General features: G+C 42.8%; 20 protein-coding genes, 1 pseudogene and 1 riboswitch. Of the genes and pseudogenes, 15 read left to right on the forward strand and 6 right to left on the reverse strand.

The window, feature by feature from the left end; genetic code table 11:
* Positions 1–144: 144 nt before the first annotated feature.
* A complete protein-coding gene (gene modE / locus PSE69_RS12230) occupies positions 145–936 on the reverse strand; it encodes a molybdenum-dependent transcriptional regulator (RefSeq protein WP_014657765.1) in 792 nt (263 codons plus the stop codon).
* Positions 937–1,182: 246 nt separating this feature from the next.
* Here modE and PSE69_RS12235 point away from each other — a divergent pair, with 246 nt between their 5' ends.
* From PSE69_RS12235 to modC, 4 genes are all read left to right on the forward strand, one after another.
* Complete coding sequence (locus tag PSE69_RS12235; RefSeq protein ID WP_014657766.1) at positions 1,183–1,332, forward strand: AcrZ family multidrug efflux pump-associated protein; 150 nt, start codon at positions 1,183–1,185, stop codon at positions 1,330–1,332.
* Between the two features lie 236 nt (positions 1,333–1,568).
* Positions 1,569–2,339, forward strand: coding sequence for a molybdate ABC transporter substrate-binding protein (gene modA / locus PSE69_RS12240; RefSeq protein ID WP_121874861.1), 771 nt, complete (start codon positions 1,569–1,571; stop codon positions 2,337–2,339).
* A gap of 18 nt (positions 2,340–2,357) precedes the next feature.
* On the forward strand, positions 2,358–3,047 hold the full coding sequence (gene modB, locus PSE69_RS12245) for a molybdate ABC transporter permease subunit (protein WP_004917815.1): 690 nt from the start codon (positions 2,358–2,360) through the stop codon (positions 3,045–3,047).
* Between the two features lies 1 nt (position 3,048).
* A complete protein-coding gene (gene modC, locus PSE69_RS12250) occupies positions 3,049–4,122 on the forward strand; it encodes a molybdenum ABC transporter ATP-binding protein ModC (protein WP_004917817.1) in 1,074 nt (357 codons plus the stop codon).
* A gap of 104 nt (positions 4,123–4,226) precedes the next feature.
* On the opposite strand, the gene PSE69_RS12255 is transcribed toward modC, so the two are convergent.
* Positions 4,227–5,045 (reverse strand): pyridoxal phosphatase, encoded by an 819-nt coding sequence (locus tag PSE69_RS12255; protein WP_004917819.1) that lies wholly within the window; start codon positions 5,043–5,045, stop codon positions 4,227–4,229.
* Positions 5,046–5,380: 335 nt separating this feature from the next.
* On the opposite strand from PSE69_RS12255, the gene pgl reads away from it, so the two are divergent.
* Positions 5,381–6,367, forward strand: a complete 987-nt coding sequence (gene pgl / locus PSE69_RS12260) for a 6-phosphogluconolactonase (protein WP_004917821.1) — start codon at positions 5,381–5,383, stop codon at positions 6,365–6,367.
* Between the two features lie 39 nt (positions 6,368–6,406).
* On the opposite strand, the gene bioA is transcribed toward pgl, so the two are convergent.
* Complete coding sequence (gene bioA / locus PSE69_RS12265) at positions 6,407–7,678, reverse strand: adenosylmethionine--8-amino-7-oxononanoate transaminase (protein WP_040132924.1); 1,272 nt, start codon at positions 7,676–7,678, stop codon at positions 6,407–6,409.
* Between the two features lie 93 nt (positions 7,679–7,771).
* Here bioA and bioB point away from each other — a divergent pair, with 93 nt between their 5' ends.
* The 4 genes from bioB to bioD are packed head-to-tail and all read left to right on the forward strand — an operon-like array spanning position 7,772 to position 11,387.
* Positions 7,772–8,809, forward strand: coding sequence for a biotin synthase BioB (bioB, locus tag PSE69_RS12270; protein WP_121874860.1), 1,038 nt, complete (start codon positions 7,772–7,774; stop codon positions 8,807–8,809).
* Positions 8,809–9,963, forward strand: a complete 1,155-nt coding sequence (bioF, locus tag PSE69_RS12275) for an 8-amino-7-oxononanoate synthase (protein WP_121874859.1) — start codon at positions 8,809–8,811, stop codon at positions 9,961–9,963. Before bioB ends, bioF begins: the two co-directional genes overlap by 1 nt.
* The gene (gene bioC / locus PSE69_RS12280; protein ID WP_071881678.1) at positions 9,944–10,720 is read left to right on the forward strand and encodes a malonyl-ACP O-methyltransferase BioC; all 777 of its coding nucleotides are present in this window, start codon (positions 9,944–9,946) and stop codon (positions 10,718–10,720) included. Before bioF ends, bioC begins: the two co-directional genes overlap by 20 nt.
* Entirely contained in the window at positions 10,713–11,387 is a 675-nt protein-coding gene (gene bioD, locus PSE69_RS12285) for a dethiobiotin synthase (RefSeq protein ID WP_036943531.1), read from the forward strand. The genes bioC and bioD overlap by 8 nt, the downstream gene beginning before the upstream one ends.
* 92 nt (positions 11,388–11,479) lie before the next feature.
* On the opposite strand, the pseudogene PSE69_RS19895 reads toward bioD, so the two are convergent.
* Positions 11,480–11,608 (reverse strand): annotated as a pseudogene (locus PSE69_RS19895) (contact-dependent growth inhibition system immunity protein); the annotation flags it as partial.
* 860 nt (positions 11,609–12,468) lie between these two features.
* Between PSE69_RS19895 and uvrB the strand changes: the two are divergent.
* On the forward strand, positions 12,469–14,487 hold the full coding sequence (uvrB, locus tag PSE69_RS12295; protein ID WP_004917833.1) for an excinuclease ABC subunit UvrB: 2,019 nt from the start codon (positions 12,469–12,471) through the stop codon (positions 14,485–14,487).
* Positions 14,488–14,563: 76 nt separating this feature from the next.
* On the opposite strand, the gene yvcK is transcribed toward uvrB, so the two are convergent.
* The gene (gene yvcK, locus PSE69_RS12300; RefSeq protein ID WP_004917836.1) at positions 14,564–15,472 is read right to left on the reverse strand and encodes a uridine diphosphate-N-acetylglucosamine-binding protein YvcK; all 909 of its coding nucleotides are present in this window, start codon (positions 15,470–15,472) and stop codon (positions 14,564–14,566) included.
* A gap of 529 nt (positions 15,473–16,001) precedes the next feature.
* Positions 16,002–16,142, forward strand: a riboswitch (molybdenum cofactor riboswitch).
* Here yvcK and moaA point away from each other — a divergent pair.
* From moaA to PSE69_RS12325, 5 genes are all read left to right on the forward strand, one after another.
* On the forward strand, positions 16,132–17,112 hold the full coding sequence (gene moaA / locus PSE69_RS12305; protein ID WP_121874858.1) for a GTP 3',8-cyclase MoaA: 981 nt from the start codon (positions 16,132–16,134) through the stop codon (positions 17,110–17,112). Its footprint overlaps the riboswitch before it by 11 nt.
* 27 nt (positions 17,113–17,139) lie before the next feature.
* Complete coding sequence (moaC, locus tag PSE69_RS12310; RefSeq protein ID WP_004917841.1) at positions 17,140–17,619, forward strand: cyclic pyranopterin monophosphate synthase MoaC; 480 nt, start codon at positions 17,140–17,142, stop codon at positions 17,617–17,619.
* Positions 17,616–17,861 carry a molybdopterin synthase sulfur carrier subunit gene (moaD, locus tag PSE69_RS12315; protein ID WP_004917843.1) on the forward strand — a complete coding sequence of 82 codons (246 nt, stop codon included), beginning with the start codon at positions 17,616–17,618 and terminating at the stop codon, positions 17,859–17,861. Before moaC ends, moaD begins: the two co-directional genes overlap by 4 nt.
* A 1-nt stretch (position 17,862) precedes the next feature.
* Positions 17,863–18,315 carry a molybdopterin synthase catalytic subunit MoaE gene (gene moaE / locus PSE69_RS12320; protein WP_004917845.1) on the forward strand — a complete coding sequence of 151 codons (453 nt, stop codon included), beginning with the start codon at positions 17,863–17,865 and terminating at the stop codon, positions 18,313–18,315.
* 200 nt (positions 18,316–18,515) lie between these two features.
* Positions 18,516–19,223 carry a Bax inhibitor-1/YccA family protein gene (locus PSE69_RS12325; RefSeq protein ID WP_004917846.1) on the forward strand — a complete coding sequence of 236 codons (708 nt, stop codon included), beginning with the start codon at positions 18,516–18,518 and terminating at the stop codon, positions 19,221–19,223.
* Between the two features lie 126 nt (positions 19,224–19,349).
* On the opposite strand, the gene PSE69_RS12330 is transcribed toward PSE69_RS12325, so the two are convergent.
* Positions 19,350–19,593 (reverse strand): ABC transporter permease (locus PSE69_RS12330; protein ID WP_272675244.1); only part of this gene is annotated, 244 nt, incomplete at its 5' end.

Raw genomic sequence — 19,593 nt, forward strand, 5'->3', positions numbered from 1 at the left:
ATTTTTGTCGTTATTTACCTGTCACCTCAACAAATAATCATGATTACAGATAAAGTCAATCATTCACTGGAGAAAGGCGCACAAAAAACAAGCTTGCACTTATCTATTGGTGAGGAAATGGCGTATTTAGATAAGTGCACGTGGTTAGCATAGTGTGGCAATAATCACTTGATCGGCATTAAATAGCGCTGTGACATTATCGTTGAGCTGCAATTGTTGGCTATCGACTTCTTGGTTACTGAGGGTAGAGCATAGGCTCTCACCACCTAATAGGGTCACGATCACTTCGCTGTTTTCTTGACCACGTTCAAGTGCGGTTATCTTCCCAGCGAGTTGATTGTCAAATTCACTATTTTTTATTGGTTGCTTCGTCAATTTTATCCAAGGTGCTTTAATCAGAGCGAGTACTTCCTTACCTTCAGTAAGGCGTAGACGGTTGGCACTCTGTTCTGTAAGAGCGGCATTAATGATGGTTTTATTGTCGGCCAATAACACTTGGACATGTTGTTGAACTTGGTGATGGTCACGAGCAATCAGAGTACCAAAAAACTGATTACGCGCGCTGGTTTGCAATGAAAAACGGGAAATCGCGGCTAGAAGACTATCAAGAGGTAATGTGTCTTCTTTGAGAACATCAAAGGCTTTTTGCTGAATTTGTGCCAGTAAGTCGTATAGCTGTAGCAGTCTTTCCCCATAGTGGGTCAATGTTGTGCCACCACCACCTTTACCGCCAGTGGCTCTATCCACTAAAATATCGTCAGCAAGCTGGTTCATTTCATTGATAGCATCCCAGGCACTTTTATAGCTGATCCCAGCCAATTTAGCACCTTGGCTAATAGAGCCTGTTGCTTTGATTTGCTTGAGCAATGAAATTCGGCGAGGGTCTGCAAATAAACTCCCTTGTAGCTTTAGTGTCAGTAAGATTTCTGCTTGCATAAATATAACCCTTCCTATCAGATTGAATATACTCAAGTTGTACTTTGTATTAGTGAGAGTATATAAATAAACTGTCATCGCGACGATTAATAAAAAAGCACGTTTAGTGTGTCGTTAGAAATAGAATTTGTCTACAATAGTGACAGCTATCCCGCTATTATATACGTTATTATTTAAATTCAGCTTTATTTTCCCTCGTCAGCGCATCAGTTGGCTGGTGGGCACAGTATCACTGAAGAGGCTTTAATGTTAGAAATTTTAAAAAGCATGGGCTTTGCCCTGTTGATGGTTCCCGTTGTGATGTTTTTGATTATGGGGCTAATTTACGGCCTCGGGGCTTTCTTTAATCTGCTATCTAAAGCTCACGTTCCGCACCATCATACAGAGAAGGAATAACCCTCCTCCCTATTTAAGTTCGCCTGTTTTTTAGTGGTATACTGAGAAACAGGCAACTCTATCTATTTGTCTTTGGTTGATACGCTTTTAAAGCAAGTCTCCCCTCACTTTTCTGCTTCTGGTATAAGTTTTGATGCAATTCATTGCGCTAGCACACTTTTCTGCACGCGATGACTTTAAGTTATCGTTATATCCTGTTATATATAGCGTGATAACTAATATTAGGGTGGACTGAAATGAAAAAAAATTTGATCACGTTGTTGGCGGGTGTCACGATAACACTTTCTATGGCAAGCCATACGGTTGCAGCAGAGAAAATAACTGTTTTTGCTGCCGCCTCTTTGACAAATGCGATGAATGAAATTTCTGAACAATATCAGAAAGAAAACAAAGTAGAAGTTGTCTCATCATATGCATCATCATCGACACTTGCTCGTCAAATTGAGCAAGGAGCGCCTGCAAATCTATTTATTTCTGCCGATCAGCAATGGATGAATTATGCTATTGATAAGCATTTGATGGTTGAAAACACGCGCTACACTTTATTAGGTAATGAGTTGGTATTGATCGCACCCAAAGATTCCAAAATTGAAAAGGTGGAGATCAAGAAACAAACGGATTGGAAAAAGCTGCTTGATGGCGGCCGTCTGGCGGTAGGCGATCCGGAGCATGTTCCTGTTGGGATTTATGCGAAAGAAGCATTGAGCTATTTAGGGGCATGGGATACGGTCAATCCGTTATTAGCACGTACCAATAATGTGCGTAGTGGTATGGCCTTGGTTGAACGCGATGAAGCGCCTTTAGGGATAGTGTATGGCTCCGATGCCGTTGCTAGCCAAAAAGTCAAAGTCGTTGGTATTTTTCCAGCAGACTCGCACAAACCCGTTGAATATCCAATGGCTATTGTGAAAGACCAAGATAATCAAGCAACTCGTGACTTTTATGAATATTTGAAAACGCCAGCCGCTTCAGAAGTATTCAAACGTTACGGTTTCACCCCACGTTAAGGGATTTTAGTATTGCAGATGTTAAGTGCTTATGAATGGGAAGCCATCTACCTGAGCTTAAAAGTTTCAAGTGTGGCAGTCATGTTTAGTTTGCCACTAGGTATTTTGGTTGCATGGGTATTGGTGCGTTGTCATTTCCCCGGCAAAACACTGCTGGATAGTATTATCCATCTACCATTGGTGTTACCGCCAGTGGTAGTGGGGTATTTATTATTGATCAGTATGGGACGCCGCGGTTTTATTGGGGAATGGCTGTATAGCTGGTTTGGGTTTAGCTTTACGTTTAGCTGGCGCGGTGCCGCATTGGCCTCCGCCGTGGTGGCTTTTCCATTGATGGTGCGGGCGATCCGTTTAGCGCTCGAAGCCGTTGATCGTAAACTTGAGCAAGCGGCTCGAACATTAGGCGCGACGCCATTACGTGTCTTTTTTACGATAACTATCCCATTATCACTGCCCGGTATTATTGTGGGAACGGTATTAGCATTTGCACGCTCATTAGGGGAGTTTGGGGCGACTATCACCTTTGTATCGAATATTCCCGGAGAAACACAAACCATCCCACTTGCGATGTATACCTTAATTGAAACACCGGGGGCGGAAGTGGATGCAGCCCGCTTGTGTGTGATTGCTATTATCTTGGCATTAATTTCACTATTAGTTTCAGAATGGCTGACCCGTTGGGGCAAAAAGCGATTGGGGGTAGCCTGATATGTTAGAGCTGGATTTTTCACAGCAGCTTGGTGAGTTAGCGCTTGAAGTGAATACCTCGCTACCGACAGAGAGCATTACTGCCATATTTGGGTTATCTGGAGCAGGGAAGACCTCATTAATTAATGTGATAGGGGGGCTAACCAAGCCTAATCGAGGGCGCATTGTGCTCAATGGACGGACGCTGGTCGATATCGAAAAAGGCATCTGCTTGCCGCCCGAAAAGCGCCATATTGGCTATGTCTTCCAAGATGCACGGCTATTTCCCCATTATCGAGTCAAGAATAATTTACGTTATGGTATGGCTCCCGAAATGAAAGGGCGCTTCGATGAAATTGTGACGTTGTTAGGCATTGAAAAACTTCTAAATCGTTTTCCTATTACATTATCAGGTGGGGAAAAACAGCGTGTCGCTATTGGCCGCGCACTGTTAACCGCACCTGAAATTTTATTGATGGATGAGCCATTAGCTTCTCTTGATTTACCGCGTAAACGTGAGCTACTACCGTATTTAGAAAAACTGTCTCAAGATGTCAAAATCCCTATTTTATATGTCAGCCATAGCTTAGATGAGATTTTACGCCTTGCCGATAAAGTGATTGTGATGGCACAAGGTAAAGTTAAAGCTTTTGGAGCATTAGAGGAGGTGTGGGCAAGCAGTGCATTGCGTCCTTGGCTCCAACAAGAGACATTAAGTAGCGTGTTAAATGTGATATGTCATGGTCACCACCCTGACTATGAGATGACTGCGGTGATTGTGGGCAGTCAAAAATTATGGATCCCGCGTATTGATACAGAAAGAGGCGGGCAGTTGCGTTTACGCATTGATGCCTCTGATGTGTCTTTAGTATTAGAAAAGCCACAGGTCAGCAGTATCCGTAATATTTTATCAGCAGAAGTGGTTGAATGGATTGAAGATGGCGAGCAGGTGGATGTGAAGCTTGATTTAGGCGAACAGCATTATTTATGGGCGCGTATCACACGTTGGGCGCGTGACGAATTGTCTATTCGCAAAGGTCGTCGAGTTTATGCACAGGTTAAAAGTGTTTCATTAAGCCGCCATTACACATCATAACAGTACGTTAGCTGATATCTAAAGTCATGCCGCTTGAGTGAACAGCATAAAGTGGCAAAATGAGTTAATTAGGGGGCTTATTATTGGCCCCCTAATAGATAAAATTACAATACGTATTTATGGATCACTTCAGCGATACCCGGTTGGGTGTTATCACGTGTAACCAGTTTTGCTTGTTGTTTGATTTCATCGACCGCTTGGCCCATAGCAACACCTAGTCCAGCCGTTGTTAACATGCTTAAATCGTTAAAGTTATCACCAAAAGCAACCACATCATTCATGGTCATACCCTGTGATTCAACCCACTGTTTTAGTCGTTGGCCTTTGCTGTTTCCTTTGCGGCCGACGTCGACTTGATCAGCCCATGACCATTCACATTCCAAGCCAAAATCATCTTCAATACCGCGAACAACCTCTTTGAGCTGATCGATATTTTCTGAACTGACGGCAAATTTCCAAATAGATTGATAATCATGTAAGACATCAGCATAGTTTTCGACAAACTGAATATTAGGACGTTGAGCCACTGGCAGGGTTTCTGCCCAACTTAGCGTCCTTTTGATCCCTTCTGTCGGTGCGTTGTATAGCATGGCATCATCAACATACATTAAATGTTGAATATCGGTGCCACGCAGCCTTTCAATCATTTGTGTTGCTGATTCGAGTGTCATAGGGTCTGAAGAAAGAACTTTTTTACCTAAATAATCATAAAGATAAGTACCATTGCAGCAAATTGCAGGGGTATCAAGGTTAAGCTCTTGGTAGAAAGGATGAATGGCAACATGATGGCGCCCTGTCACAATCAACACTTTAACGCCTTGGCGACGTGCTTCATTTAATGCAGCAAGCGATTCGGGCAAAATTTTCTTTTGAGGATCAAGCAGTGTTCCATCAAGATCGAGCGCAATAACGCGGTATGACATAAACGGCTCCACGTGATTTGAGGTTACATATGCCTTAATGAGTGGCCATATGATGGTTTTTGTCGTTGTCAGCTAAACAGAAAGGGATCTGTTAGCCTGATAATAATCCAGTGCTAAAATAATTTTATCATCTTAGCGGATATTGCAGATTAACTAAAGTGGCGCAGAATGAATCGAGTCAGGTTATTGGTAATCTGTTGTTTTAATCATTTTGAGATAATTTAGTGGCGCGATGTATTGAAAAGAGGGGGATTGCTTGTTATTCGCTAGTCTATCCTGAGATTAACCGTCATAATGGAAGAAGATATTTTTATCATGAATCATAAGGAGACAGGATGAATCAGGTTGTCTATATTGCTAGCCCCGAAAGCCATCAGATCCACGTTTGGTCTATGAACGAAGCCGGTGAACTGACGTTATTACAGACGGTGACAACACCAGGCCAAGTACAGCCAATGGTATTAAGCCATGATAAAAAGCACCTTTATATTGGTGTCCGACCCAATTTTCGAGTAATCACTTATCAAATTGAAGATAAGGGCACTCTCAGACTAAAAGCTGAGACGGCAATTCCAAGTACACCGGTACATTTATCATTAGATAACACTGGTAAGTATTTGTTTGTGCCGTCATACCATCAACATAATTTGGCTGTCTTACCTATCAACCAAGAAGGTGTACCACAAACCGCGATCCAAGTGATCGAAGGGCTACGAAACCCACACTCTTCACATGTTGATGCTGACAATCAACAATTATGGGTGCCGTGTTTGGGGGAAGATCATATTCGCTTATTTGATCTGCATGACGATGGTCATTTAACCGAAGCTTCTGCTGATCAAATCAGTTCAGCAAAAGGCGCAGGCCCTCGCCACCTTGCATTCCATCCACAGCACAAAGTTATTTATTGTGTTAATGAGTTGGATTCAACCATTAACGTTTACCATAAATTTACTCGCTATCGCCAAGTTCAGCATATTAACGTATACCCGGAAGGTCGTGAAAGCCAACGTTGGGCGGCAGATATTCATATCACGCCTGATGGACGTCATCTGTATGCGAGTGAGCGTTCAGATAGCTATATTAGCCATTTCCGAGTATCTGATGATGGCCGCGAGTTGACCCTAGAAGGGATTTATCCAACAGAAGCTCAGCCTAGGGGCTTTAACCTTGATGCAACAGGGCGCTTCTTGATTTCTAGCGGGCAAAAATCTGACAGTATTTCTGTTTCAGAAATTGACCCGATTACAGGTAAACTCACCCAAATTGGTCGCTACCCAGTGGGCAAAGGCCCAATGTGGGTGACGGTATTAGCGCGTTAATTGCTAAACTAAGATCTCCTCAAAGCACTGAGGGGATCTTTACCCCTCAATCACGTTTCTCATTGCACTTGTCACTTTACTCAGTTGTTCCGGTGAAATAATGTAAGGTGGCATAACATAAATCAGCCGACCAAATGGCCTTACCCAAACCCCTTGTTCAACAAACTTTTTTTGTAATTCAGCGGTATTGACTGGCTGCTGCATCTCAATCACGCCAATCGCCCCTAAAACGCGCACCTGCTTGACGCTTGCGTGGGAGGACAAAGGTGCTAATTCAGCTAAGAGCTGCTGCTCAATCTTGGCGACAGTATGCTGCCATGGGCTTTCAAGCAATAATTTTAGGCTTGCGTTGGCGACGGCGCACGCTAATGGGTTCCCCATAAAGGTTGGCCCATGCATGAAACAGCCCGCTTCGCCATTACTAATCGTTTCGGCAACATGACGCGTTGTTAAGGTGGCTGATAGTGTCATATATCCCCCCGTGAGGGCTTTGCCTAAGCACATAATATCCGGTGAAATAGCCGCATGGTCACAAGCAAATAATTGGCCTGTGCGCCCAAATCCTGTCGCGATTTCATCGGCTATCAGTAATATGCCATAGTGATCACAAAGCTCACGAACGCCTTTTAGGTACTCGGGGTGATAAATACGCATTCCACCCGCACCTTGTACGATAGGTTCGAGTATAATTGCTGCAATTTCGCGATGTTTTGCTGCAAGTTCCTGCTTAATTGGTAATAAATCATCACTGTTCCATTCATCATGAAAACCACATTGTGGAGCCTCAACAAAAATATGAGGAGGTAGATAACCTTTGTATAGGCCATGCATTGAATTATCAGGATCACATACTGCCATCGCACCAAAAGTATCCCCATGATAACCATGGCGTAAAGTTAAAATACGTTGGCGCTTTTCCCCTCTGGCCTGCCAATACTGGAGTGCCATCTTTAGTGACACTTCCACAGCCACCGATCCTGAATCGGCAAGAAAAATACACTCTAAAGGCGCTGGAGTGATCTCAACGAGTTGACGGCACAAATTCACTGCGGAAGGGTGAGTGATGCCACCAAACATGACATGAGACATTTTTTGTAGCTGCTCAGTAGCAGCTTGATTGAGAACGGGATGATTGTAGCCGTGGATCGCTGCCCACCAAGAAGACATTCCATCAACAAGTGTTTTTCCATCAGCCATAATCAACTCTGCGCCTTTAGCCTCAACGATGGGATAGGCGGGGATCGGGTGGCTCATCGAGGTGTAGGGATGCCAGATATGCTTGGCATCGAATGCAATATCAGAACTGTCCATTTTATTTTGTTGTCAACTTATTTAAATGAATTTGGTTGACATGATAACCACAATATTTAAACTGGCAACGACTTTTTATGATGGAGATCTGCCGTGAGCGAATTAAAAAAGTGGACAACTAAACAGGCTAATGAATTGTTCTCTATGCCTTTCTTTGAGCTTTTGTTCCAAGCTCAGCAAGTTCATCGACAGCATTTTGACCCACAGCAAGTACAGGTCAGCACTTTGCTTTCAATCAAAACAGGGGCATGTCCAGAAGATTGCAAATATTGTGCACAAAGTGCTCGTTATAAAACCGGATTAGAAACTGAACGTTTAATGGAAGTTCAGCAAGTTCTTGAATCTGCAAAAAAAGCGAAGCAAGCAGGCTCAACGCGTTTTTGTATGGGAGCCGCTTGGCGTAATCCTCGTGAGCGCGATATGCCTTATCTCGAAATGATGGTGCGAGAGGTGAAATCGCTAGGCATGGAAACCTGCATGACACTGGGAATGATTGACGATAGCCAAGCTCATCGCCTTGCCGAAGCGGGGCTTGATTACTACAACCATAATCTTGATACCTCCCCTGAATACTATGGCAACATCATTACCACCAGAACTTATCAAGACCGCTTAGACACATTGGATAATGTGCGGAATGCGGGTATCAAAGTGTGCTCTGGAGGGATTCTTGGTTTAGGGGAAAAAATTAGCGATCGAGCAGCGCTGTTGGTTCAACTTGCGAATTTACCTAAACCGCCAGAAAGTGTACCGATCAATATGCTGATGAAAATGGAAGGCACCCCGATGGCGGATAATGAAGATGTCGATCCTTTTGATTTCATTCGAACTATTGCAGTAGCACGTATTATGATGCCGACCTCTTACGTCCGTTTATCGGCGGGTCGCGAATATATGAACGAGCAAACCCAAGCACTCTGTTTTATGGCAGGCGCTAATTCCGTATTTTATGGTTGTAAGCTGTTAACCGCTCCTAATCCTAATGAAAATAAAGATATCTCCTTGTTTAAAAAATTGAATATTAACCCAGAGCGTATTGAAGTGAGCGAAGGGGATAATCAACAAGCGGCACAATTAGCGGAGTCTATTTTGACAGCCGATAATTCACAGTTCTATAACGCGGCTGTCTAATGAGTTGGCAAACATTTATTCAAGCGCAACTCGAGCAGCGTAAACAAAATGCGGCTTGGCGTAAAAGAACCTGTATTGATTACAGCACAGGTCGTGAGTTGCGAATTAACGGGGAAAATTACCTGAATTTTTCAGGAAATGATTACTTAGGGTTAAGCCATCACCCCAAGGTCGTCGAGGCTTGGCGGCAAGGCGCTGCATTATATGGCACCGGCAGTGGCGGTTCAGGGCACATTACTGGTTTTACTCGCGCCCATTATGATTTGGAAAACGCGCTATCTGCATGGTTGGGATATCCAAGGGCACTATTATTTATTTCAGGTTTTGCGGCGAATCAAGCGGTGATCACCGCTTTAATGGGGCAAGGGGATCGCATTTTAGCCGATAAACTTAGTCATGCTTCGATTTTAGAGGCATCAATGCTTTCAAAAGCTAATTTACGGCGATTTGCTCACAATAGCCCTGCATCATTACAAAAATTGCTCACCAGCACTTTAGATGCAAAAACACTCGTGATTAGTGAAGGGGTGTTTAGCATGGATGGTGACAGTGCGCCTTTAGCGGAATTAAAACAGCTCGCGGAACAACATCACGCTTGGTTAATGGTCGATGATGCCCATGGTATTGGCGTGAGAGGGCGAGAAGGGCGTGGTAGTTGTGATGTGCATGGTATTAAACCTGAATTACTGATTGTCACCTTCGGTAAAGCATTTGGTTTGAGTGGCGCTGCCGTTCTGTGTGATGAAGCAACCGCAGATTACTTTATTCAAGCGGCTCGCCACCTTATTTATAGTACCTCAATGCCACCAGCTCAGGCAGTTGCGCTATCAGCAGCGTTACAGCAGATCCGTACAGCCGATGATGCAAGGGAACGGCTTAATCAACATATTGAATATTTCAGAAAAAATAGTCAATTTAGTGATCTGCAATTAGCTGATTCACAGATGGCAATTCAACCCGTCATTGTGGGTGATAATGAGGTGAGCTTACAGCTTTCTGATTATTTACGACAAAAAGGGCTATGGGTACAAGCGATACGTCCACCGACTGTCCCACCAGACAGTGCACGGCTACGCATTACCTTGAGTGCAGCTCATCACCAACAAGATATCGATCAACTGTTGGAGGCGTTAAATGGTTTTACCATTAAGTGATGAAAAACAAAAAATCGCTTCGGCTTTTGGTAAAGCAGCAAAACGCTATGATTCGATAGCTTATTATCAACAAAATAGTGGTCATCAACTGCTGGATTTATTAGCTTCAGCACGGGTCAATTTACCGGCTAAAAAAGTGATTGATGTTGGCTGTGGCACTGGTTTTTTCAGCCAAATAATTAAAGCACAAGGGGCTGAAGTGACCGCATTAGATTTATCGTCCGGCATGTTGGAGGTTGCACGTCAAAAAAATGCGGCTGAACAGTATATCTGTGCGGATATGGAAGCACTGCCTTTTGCCGATCAAACTTTTAATGTGGTTTTTTCTAATTTGGCTATCCAATGGTGCTCTGACTTATCACTGGCCCTGACTGAACTACATCGAGTGACTAAAAATGGTGGGGTGATTGTATTTACCACGCTTGCTAAAGGCTCTCTATCGGAGCTATCGCAAGCTTGGGCTAGGTTAGATGGCTATTCGCATGTGAATGAATTTTTAAGTTTTGAACAGATAAGCGCGAGTTGCCAACCATGGCAGCATCAATTGCTGCTTCAGACCGATACACTACATTTTCCGGATTTAGCTCGATTATTGAATTCATTGAAAGGCATTGGCGCGACCCATCTCACCGCAGGACGGCGTGGTGGATTGATGACAAGGCAGCGATTACATCTACTTGAGAGCGCTTATCCCACGTCAGCAAACGGTCTTGAGCTCACTTATCAAACTGTATTTGGAATAATTTATCGTGACTAAAACTTATTTTGTGACCGGCACTGATACTGAGGTCGGTAAAACAGTAGTCAGTTGCGCATTACTGCAAGCGGCTAAACAATTGGGTTATCAAACCGCGGGGTATAAACCGGTTGCTTCAGGCAGCGAACAAACAGCACAAGGGCTACGTAACAGTGATGCACTTTTTTTACAAACAAACAGCACATTGCCGTTAACTTACCAAGAAGTGAATCCAATTGTATTCGAAGCGCCAACATCTCCACATATTATTAGCGAAAAAGTTGGGCTGCCAATTGATTTTTCAGTGATGACAAACGGATTAAAACATTTGCAGTCAAAAGCGCAGTGGGTGTTGGTTGAAGGTGCTGGCGGCTGGTATACGCCATTATCAGCACAACAAAGTTATGCTGATTGGGTGGTTGAGCAACAATTGCCAGTGATTATGGTGGTTGGCATCAAACTGGGTTGTATTAATCATGCCTTATTAACCGCACAAGCGATTAACCAAGCAGGGCTAAAATTGGTGGGGTGGGTGGCGAATGAAGTCGAACCGGCAGGAACCTATCAGGCCGAATATATAGAGACATTGCACCGTTCGATCAATGCGCCTTGCCTTGGTATCATTCCTCATCAAGATGCCGAACAATTTGCCGATGTAGGGCAGTATGTTGATGTGACAGCGATTTAATTTTTTAGTGGTTAATTGTCTATTTTATCAGAGAGCTTGTTTTTCAATATAAACACGCTCTCTGGTGTATTGAACGAAAACTCTTTTGTTGTACAACGGCTCAACGCTAAACGTAGCCCAGCGCCTATCTCTTCCGTTGAATTATCAAGCGATAAAATGACATGTCTTGATTCATCAAGTTCACGCCATCCTTCCCATTTTTCATGGCGACTTGGCTTAATTAGGGGCTTGTGTGTAAAGCCCCTATATTAAATTTTTATATTCTAAATAATTCAATATTCAGGTAGGTAATAAACGGAGATAGGTAGGGAGTATCGATAACTATCAGACTCGGCTAGCTGAGCGCATTCAATAATCTTATATCCTGAAGTAGATGCTATAACTTGAGCGTTGTTAAACAGCAAAAATATCCTTTAACACCGAATGATAAGGACGATGGCGTAGTCATGGTACATTGAGTGTAATGTTTGGTTATTTATGATCGGATAAGTGTGCCTATCTAGTGGATCTTACTAGATAATTTTTTATGTTCCTGTTTATTCTGTGTAAAAGACTATTTTGGATCGTTAATCCGTCATTTTTGTCAACTCGGATCCGTTAAAAAAGAGTAAATACTGTTTTTATGATAAATTCTGAGTAAAAATATTTTCACTGAATTGCCATTTTTTTGTCATGTATATGCGCTATGTGGTTTTTAGAGTGGAACGGAAACGCACTATCTGAAAGGGATTGCAGAGTTATCCACTATTTCTGTGGATAACCTTGTGAATTAGATCTAAAAAAACAACCGAATCCAAGGTGACAAGCGGCTTTGCCTTTATTTGATGTGATTTCAGACTTATAAATAATAATTTTAAAATACAATAAGTTAAATAAAATCAAGACATGGGTTGTTATTTGAGATAAGACTAGAAGTCGCATCAGCATAAAATATATAAATCACTTTAGGTCAAGAAAAATTTTTGGGGATAACCTTGTTTTAACCACAATAAAAAATTGCTGGAGAATTTTTAAACTCAGCACTTGAAGCTGGTTTTTTATCCAGTATCATAGGGGGGAGATCGGTTAAGAGGCGTGGGTAATGAGTAAAGTATTTAAATTGTATTCTGATTTTCAGCCTGGTGGGGATCAACCCGAGGCAATTCGTCAGCTTTCTGAAGGGTTAGAAGATGGACTTGCTCATCAAACCTTACTCGGGGTAACAGGTTCAGGTAAAACCTTTACGATTGCCAATGTCATCGCCAAAGAAAATCGCCCAACCATGTTAATGGCACACAATAAGACGTTGGCAGCACAATTGTACAGTGAAATGAAAGCCTTCTTCCCTGACAATGCCGTTGAATACTTTGTCTCTTATTATGATTATTATCAGCCAGAAGCCTATGTGCCTAGTTCAGATACCTTTATCGAAAAAGATGCGTCTGTTAACGAGCATATTGAGCAAATGCGTCTGTCAGCGACAAAAGCACTACTTGAACGGCGTGATGTGATAGTTGTGGCTTCTGTTTCGGCTATTTATGGTCTTGGTGATCCTGATAGCTATTTAAAAATGATGCTGCATTTGACCGATGGGATGATTATCGATCAGCGGGCTATTTTGCGGCGCTTAGCCGATCTGCAATATACACGTAACGACCAAGCTTTTACCCGAGGTACGTTCCGCGTACGGGGCGAGGTGATTGATATTTTCCCTGCAGAATCAGATGAATATGCGTTACGTGTCGAATTATTTGATGAAGAAGTGGAACGATTGTCTTTGTTCGACCCATTAACGGGGCAAATTCAGCATCGTGTTCCTCGCTTTACAGTTTATCCGAAAACCCACTATGTGACGCCGAGAGAGCGGATCTTAGAAGCGATGGAACAAATTAAGGTTGAACTGGCGGATAGGCGTAAGGTGCTCCTCGAAAATAATAAATTGCTAGAAGAACAACGTATCACCCAACGTACTCAATTTGATCTCGAAATGATGAATGAGCTGGGTTATTGCTCAGGTATTGAGAACTATTCACGTTATTTGTCTGGTCGCGCGCCAGGAGAGCCGCCACCGACGCTGTTTGATTACCTACCTGCTGATGGTTTATTGGTGGTGGATGAGTCGCACGTTACTATCCCGCAGATCGGAGCGATGTATAAAGGTGACCGCTCTCGTAAAGAAACACTGGTAGAGTATGGATTCCGTTTACCGTCTGCGCTTGATAATCGACCATTACGTTTTGAAGAGTTTGAGGCGCTTGCGCCACAAACTATCTATGTTTCCGCGACGCCGGGTAATTATGAAATAGAAAAATCAGGTTCAGAGGTGATAGAGCAGGTTGTGCGACCAACAGGCTTGCTAGATCCTGTGATTGAAGTGCGGCCTGTTGCCACTCAAGTTGATGATTTGCTTTCTGAAATTCGTATTCGTTCGCAGAAAAACGAGCGTGTGTTGGTGACAACGTTAACAAAACGAATGGCAGAAGATTTAACGGAATACCTTGAAGAGCATGGTGAACGGGTTCGTTACTTACACTCTGATATTGATACGGTAGAACGGGTTGAAATCATTCGTGACCTACGTTTAGGTGAGTTTGATGTGCTGGTGGGGATCAACTTGCTGAGAGAGGGGCTCGATATGCCAGAAGTGTCATTGGTGGCTATTCTCGATGCCGATAAAGAAGGCTTTTTACGCTCTGAACGTTCACTCATTCAGACAATTGGTCGTGCGGCGCGTAACCTTAATGGTAAAGCAATTTTATATGGCGATAGAATCACCAATTCAATGGAAAAGGCCATCAAAGAAACGGAACGCCGCCGTGCTAAGCAGATAGCCTTTAATGAGCAACACGGTATTGTGCCGCAAGGCCTGAACAAAAAAATTGGCGATATCTTGCAAATTGGTCACAAAGTGGGTGGCAAATCGAAAGGTCGCAATAAAGAGAGTGCCAAAATCGATAAACGTGAAGATATCCAATTATTATCAACAAAAGAGTTGGAGCAACGTATTTCGCAACTTGAAGCGCAGATGTATAAACACGCTCAGGATTTAGAGTTTGAAGCGGCGGCAAATGTAAGGGATCAATTGCAAGAGCTAAGGGAGCGTTTTATTGCTAATTCATGATGCTACAAAGGTTAACGGCTCTGTGAGTTTTTGCTGTTAACCTTTGGCGTGATTGGTGGTGATATCCCGTGGTGGTTTAAAACAAACGCACGGTTTCTTCGATAGCTTGCAAGAGTAGCTTACGGTCATGACGATAAGGAATATCATCGGCCTCTAACACCCGTTGGGTGACTAACCGCTCATGGCGAATAGGCGCGATATTCGTTCTAGGGCCAACAATCACGGCATCAATTTTTTTGCAGCCGATATGCTGCTCCATCATGGTTAACTTTTCTTGTAACGTGAGGCTAGCTGCGGATGTACTTAGCTCTTTACCTAGGTTACCGATATAGATCATCGGGGCTTTACATTCGCGCAAAGCATCCGTGATATCTTCCAACAGTAGCAGTGGCATCAGGCTGGTGAAGAAACTACCCGGACCAATTAAAATTAAATCCGCTTGATGAATTGCTTCAATCGCTTCTGCTGTGGCTTTTACGGTTGGGTAGAGTCGTAACTCTTTCGGTAATTCAATCAGAGCATCAACATTGACCTCGCCATACACTTCATTACCCATCTCATCAATCGCCATTAAGTCGACGGGAGATTCTGACATAGGAATGAGTTTGGCATCCACTTTGAGCATATTGCGGATCAAATTAATGGCATCAAGAGGGCGTACACTGAGGTGATCTAATGACTTTAGCATCAGATTACCTAAATTATGGCCTGAAAGTTCGCCGTTGCCACTAAAACGGTATTCAAACATCGCCGATGCGATTGATGGCTCAGTAATTAATTGATTGAGGCAGTTGCGCATATCTCCCCAAGCAATCCCACCTTCCGCTCGACGAATACGACCAGTAGAACCACCATTATCCGTCGTGGTGACAATTCCAGTTAATCGAGAGCCTAAAGAGGAAAGCGAAGACATTACGCGACCAAGCCCATGTCCGCCGCCAAGGGCGACAACATGCCTAAAATCAGTCAAACTACTATTCGGCATAGTGTTCCTATATCAGTTATTTTTTCAGCGCCAAGGCTATTATACAGTGTTATTGCCAGTTAAATGCAATTTAAAACGCGATTATCACGTCTATCACAAAACGGCGCTAATTTATCATAAAACACCGTTTGGGGGTCATTTACCGTCATCATTGACAGATAAAAATTGAAAATGATGGCAGTTTAAACAGCAATTATCTCATAGGGCTGTTTTTTACTATCCAAAAAAGATCAAAATTTGGGGCAAACCTAATCTAAGATTGCTCTTAATTAACGATTAAAAATAGGGGCTGGATGTTTTTTGTACATGCGCTTAATATTGGGTTTAATTGATGACATAATACAAATTAGAACATTAAATTTATACTGAATTAACAAACGCATAACTAAACCCTAAGTCGTTGTATAATATATTATATATCGAAATTCAAATTCGCTTTTTCCTTTCTTTTACGCTAAAATCCCCACATAAACTAAGTGAACAAAGTGAGCAATTTGATTGTTAACCTATGCTGGCTTTGTGGGCTTGTTGATAAATATCACTCCTAGCCTTTGTGTCTAAGTTCGCGATAACGAATATGATGCTTTGGCCGTGGCCTCTGAGCCACCAGGGTGCAAGATAGAAATGTCTGCATCTCCCGTATTTGGAAAGGTGTCATTATGCAGCAGCTTGTCGATCAATTTGCTCGGAAATTTTATTATCTCCGTTTATCTATTACAGATGTTTGCAACTTTCGTTGCACATACTGCCTTCCCGATGGTTATAAACCACGTGGTCGTCACGAATTCCTTTCACTGAGTGAAATTCAGCGCATTAGCCGTGCTTTCGCAGAATTGGGCACAGAAAAGGTACGCATCACAGGCGGCGAGCCGACCATGCGTAAAGATTTTACCGATATCATTGCCGCTATCCATGAAAATCAAGCGATCAAAAAAATTGCGGTGACGACAAATGGTTATCGTATGGCTCGTGATGTACAAAAATGGAAAGAGGCGGGACTCGGAGCGATTAATATCAGTGTTGATAGCCTAGACCCGCGTCAATTTGCGGCAATTACTGGGCAAGACAAGTTTTATCAAGTGATGCAAGGTATTGATGCTGCCTTTGAAGCGGGATTCGACAAGGTCAAAGTCAACGCAGTATTGATGAAAAACGTCAATGATATTGCTTTAAAATCCTTTTTAAATTGGATCAAACATCGTCCAATCCAACTCCGCTTTATCGAATTAATGGAAACGGGGGAAGGGAGTGACCTTTTTAATCGTTTCCATATTTCGGGAGAAACGATCCGCGACCGTCTTATTGAAGAGGGGTGGTACAGTGTGCCACGCTCTCGTAGCGATGGCCCCGCCCAAGTCTTTAGCCACCCTGATTACCAAGGGGAAATTGGTCTTATCATGCCTTATGAAAAAGATTTCTGCCAAAGTTGTAACCGACTACGCGTTTCTTCTTTGGGGAATCTTCATCTGTGTCTATTCGGTGAAAATGGTATCCCACTACGTGACTTGTTAAGTGACGATAATCAAAACGAAGCATTAAAAGCACGTATCCAAAGTGGTCTACAATTTAAGCGAGAGACGCACTTTTTACATATGGGCGACAGTGGCATCACCCCGAATTTATCCGTTATTGGCGGTTAATGAATTTTTGATTTTTCAGGAGAAAATATGTCCCAACTGACTCATATTAATGCGTCGGGTGAAGCGCATATGGTGGATGTTTCTGCAAAAGCTGAAACAGTCCGTGAAGCGAGAGCCGAAGCATTTGTCACGATGAATAAAGAGACCTTAGCGATGATTGTTGAGGGGAGCCATCATAAAGGCGATGTATTTGCGACCGCACGTATTGCTGGTATTCAAGCAGCGAAAAAAACATGGGAGCTGATCCCGTTATGTCATCCGTTGCTGCTAACAAAAGTTGAAGTGACGTTGCAAGCATTGCCGGAGCAAAACCAAGTCCGTATTGAGTCCTGCTGTCGATTGACAGGAAAAACAGGGGTTGAAATGGAAGCATTAACTGCCGCTTCAGTAGCTGCTTTAACCATTTATGATATGTGTAAAGCGGTGCAAAAAGATATGGTAATTGGGCCTGTTCGCTTATTAGAAAAAACAGGTGGCAAATCTGGTCATTTTAAGGTGGACGCATGATTACGGTACTTTTTTTTGCTCAAGTACGTGAATTGGTGGGAACAGCTCGTCTCGAATTATCAGAACATTACTCAAATGTTGAAGCATTGCGTCAAGCATTGGCACAACGTGGTGACCGGTGGGCTTTAGCTTTAGAAGATGGCAAGTTGTTAGCGGCAGTTAACCAATCTTTTGTAGCAACAGATCATCCATTGGAAGATGGCGACGAAGTGGCCTTTTTCCCACCGGTGACCGGGGGCTAAGATGGAAAATACGCATATTGCGGTACAAACAGAAAATTTTAGTGTAGGCGAGCAATATCAATGGCTTGCTGAATGTGATAGCGATGGCGCGGTCGTAACGTTTACAGGCAAAGTCCGAAATCATAATTTAGGCGATAGCGTTGCAGCATTAACGTTAGAACATTATCCCGGAATGACGGAGAAAGCGCTGGCCGCTATTGTGGTCGAAGCGCGTCAACGCTGGGCACTACAGCGAGTTAGTGTGATCCACCGAGTAGGTACTTTACAGCCGGGCGAAGAGATTGTTTTTGTGGGTGTGACCAGTGCTCATCGTGGCGCTGCTTTTCAAGCGGCTGAATTTATTATGGACTATTTAAAAACCAAAGCACCATTTTGGAAGAAAGAGACATTGCCTGATAATGAACGTTGGGTCGAGGCAAAAGAGAGCGATGAAGCTTCTGCAAACCGTTGGTGATCAGTAAATTTCATTTATATTTAAAATAATTTTTAGCGTATTTAGACGCCCGTCAGCAGCGGCATGGCATAAATTCTAATCAATGGTTTTAAGTTTGTTGAATGGTATTGTCAATAATTTATGATAAACTTTGTAGGAATTTGTCTGGCTACGGCACGTTGCTGTGGTCGTTTCTTACTAATGTATGAAGGGTAACCATCATGGATCGATTCGATCAACGTAATGATTCACTTGTCCAGCGCAGCAGTGCCGGCATTCAGACATTTATGTCACAGGTTTATGGCTGGATGACTGTTGGTCTGTTACTGACTGCTTTTGTTGCTTGGTCCACACTGAATAGTGGCTTATTTTATACCATAGCGACTAATAATGTTCTGTTTTTTGGTTTAATCATTGTTGAGTTTGGACTTGTACTTGGTTTGTCATTTTTACTGCCAAGAATGAGTGGTATGATGGCAACGGGCATGTTTATGCTCTACTCAGTACTTACAGGGCTAACAATTTCTGTGGTTTTAGCTGCTTATACAATGGAATCGGTAGCAGGAACATTTTTTATCACGGCGGCAATGTTTGGTGCACTAAGTGTTTATGGTTACACCACAAAGCGTAGCCTAAGTGGTATCGGTAACTTCCTGTTTATGGCGCTTATTGGCCTAATTATCGCTTCTATTGTCAATATTTTCATGAAAAGCTCAGCATTATACTGGGTGATCACCTATGCAGGTGTTCTGATTTTTGCAGGCCTGACCGCATATGATACTCAGAAACTGAAAGAGATGGGTGCACAAATTGACGTGGAAGATAAAGAAAGCATGCGTAAACTCGCTATCCTAGGTGCATTAAACCTGTATCTGGACTTTATCAACCTGTTCTTAATGCTGCTACGTATTTTCGGCGACCGCCGTTAATCATGTATAAATTGTGTATTTAAGATACACAATAGCTTTTAAAGAATATCAACCCTTGTCATGGTCAAACAGACAAGGGTTTTTTATTGTTTAGTAAAAAATATAATCGTGACTAATAGGTAATTGCTACGCTGTTTTCTGCCGAAAGAGGTAGTAAGCAAAGGTACTGGTAATGACTGATATCACGAGCAGTGGCCATAGGCTCGGCCAAATAACACTAAAATCAGCATCTTTTAAGTAAATCTGTTTGGTGATTTCAGTGAAATGGCGGATTGGATTGATCAAGGTAATTTCTTGCAACCAAATGGGCATATTCTCAACGGGAGAAATATAGCCTGAGAGCAAAATAGCGGGCATCACAAAAACAAAT

This window comes from Providencia sp. PROV122 (genome assembly GCF_028482365.1).
In the GTDB taxonomy this organism is placed as follows: domain Bacteria; phylum Pseudomonadota; class Gammaproteobacteria; order Enterobacterales; family Enterobacteriaceae; genus Providencia; species Providencia stuartii.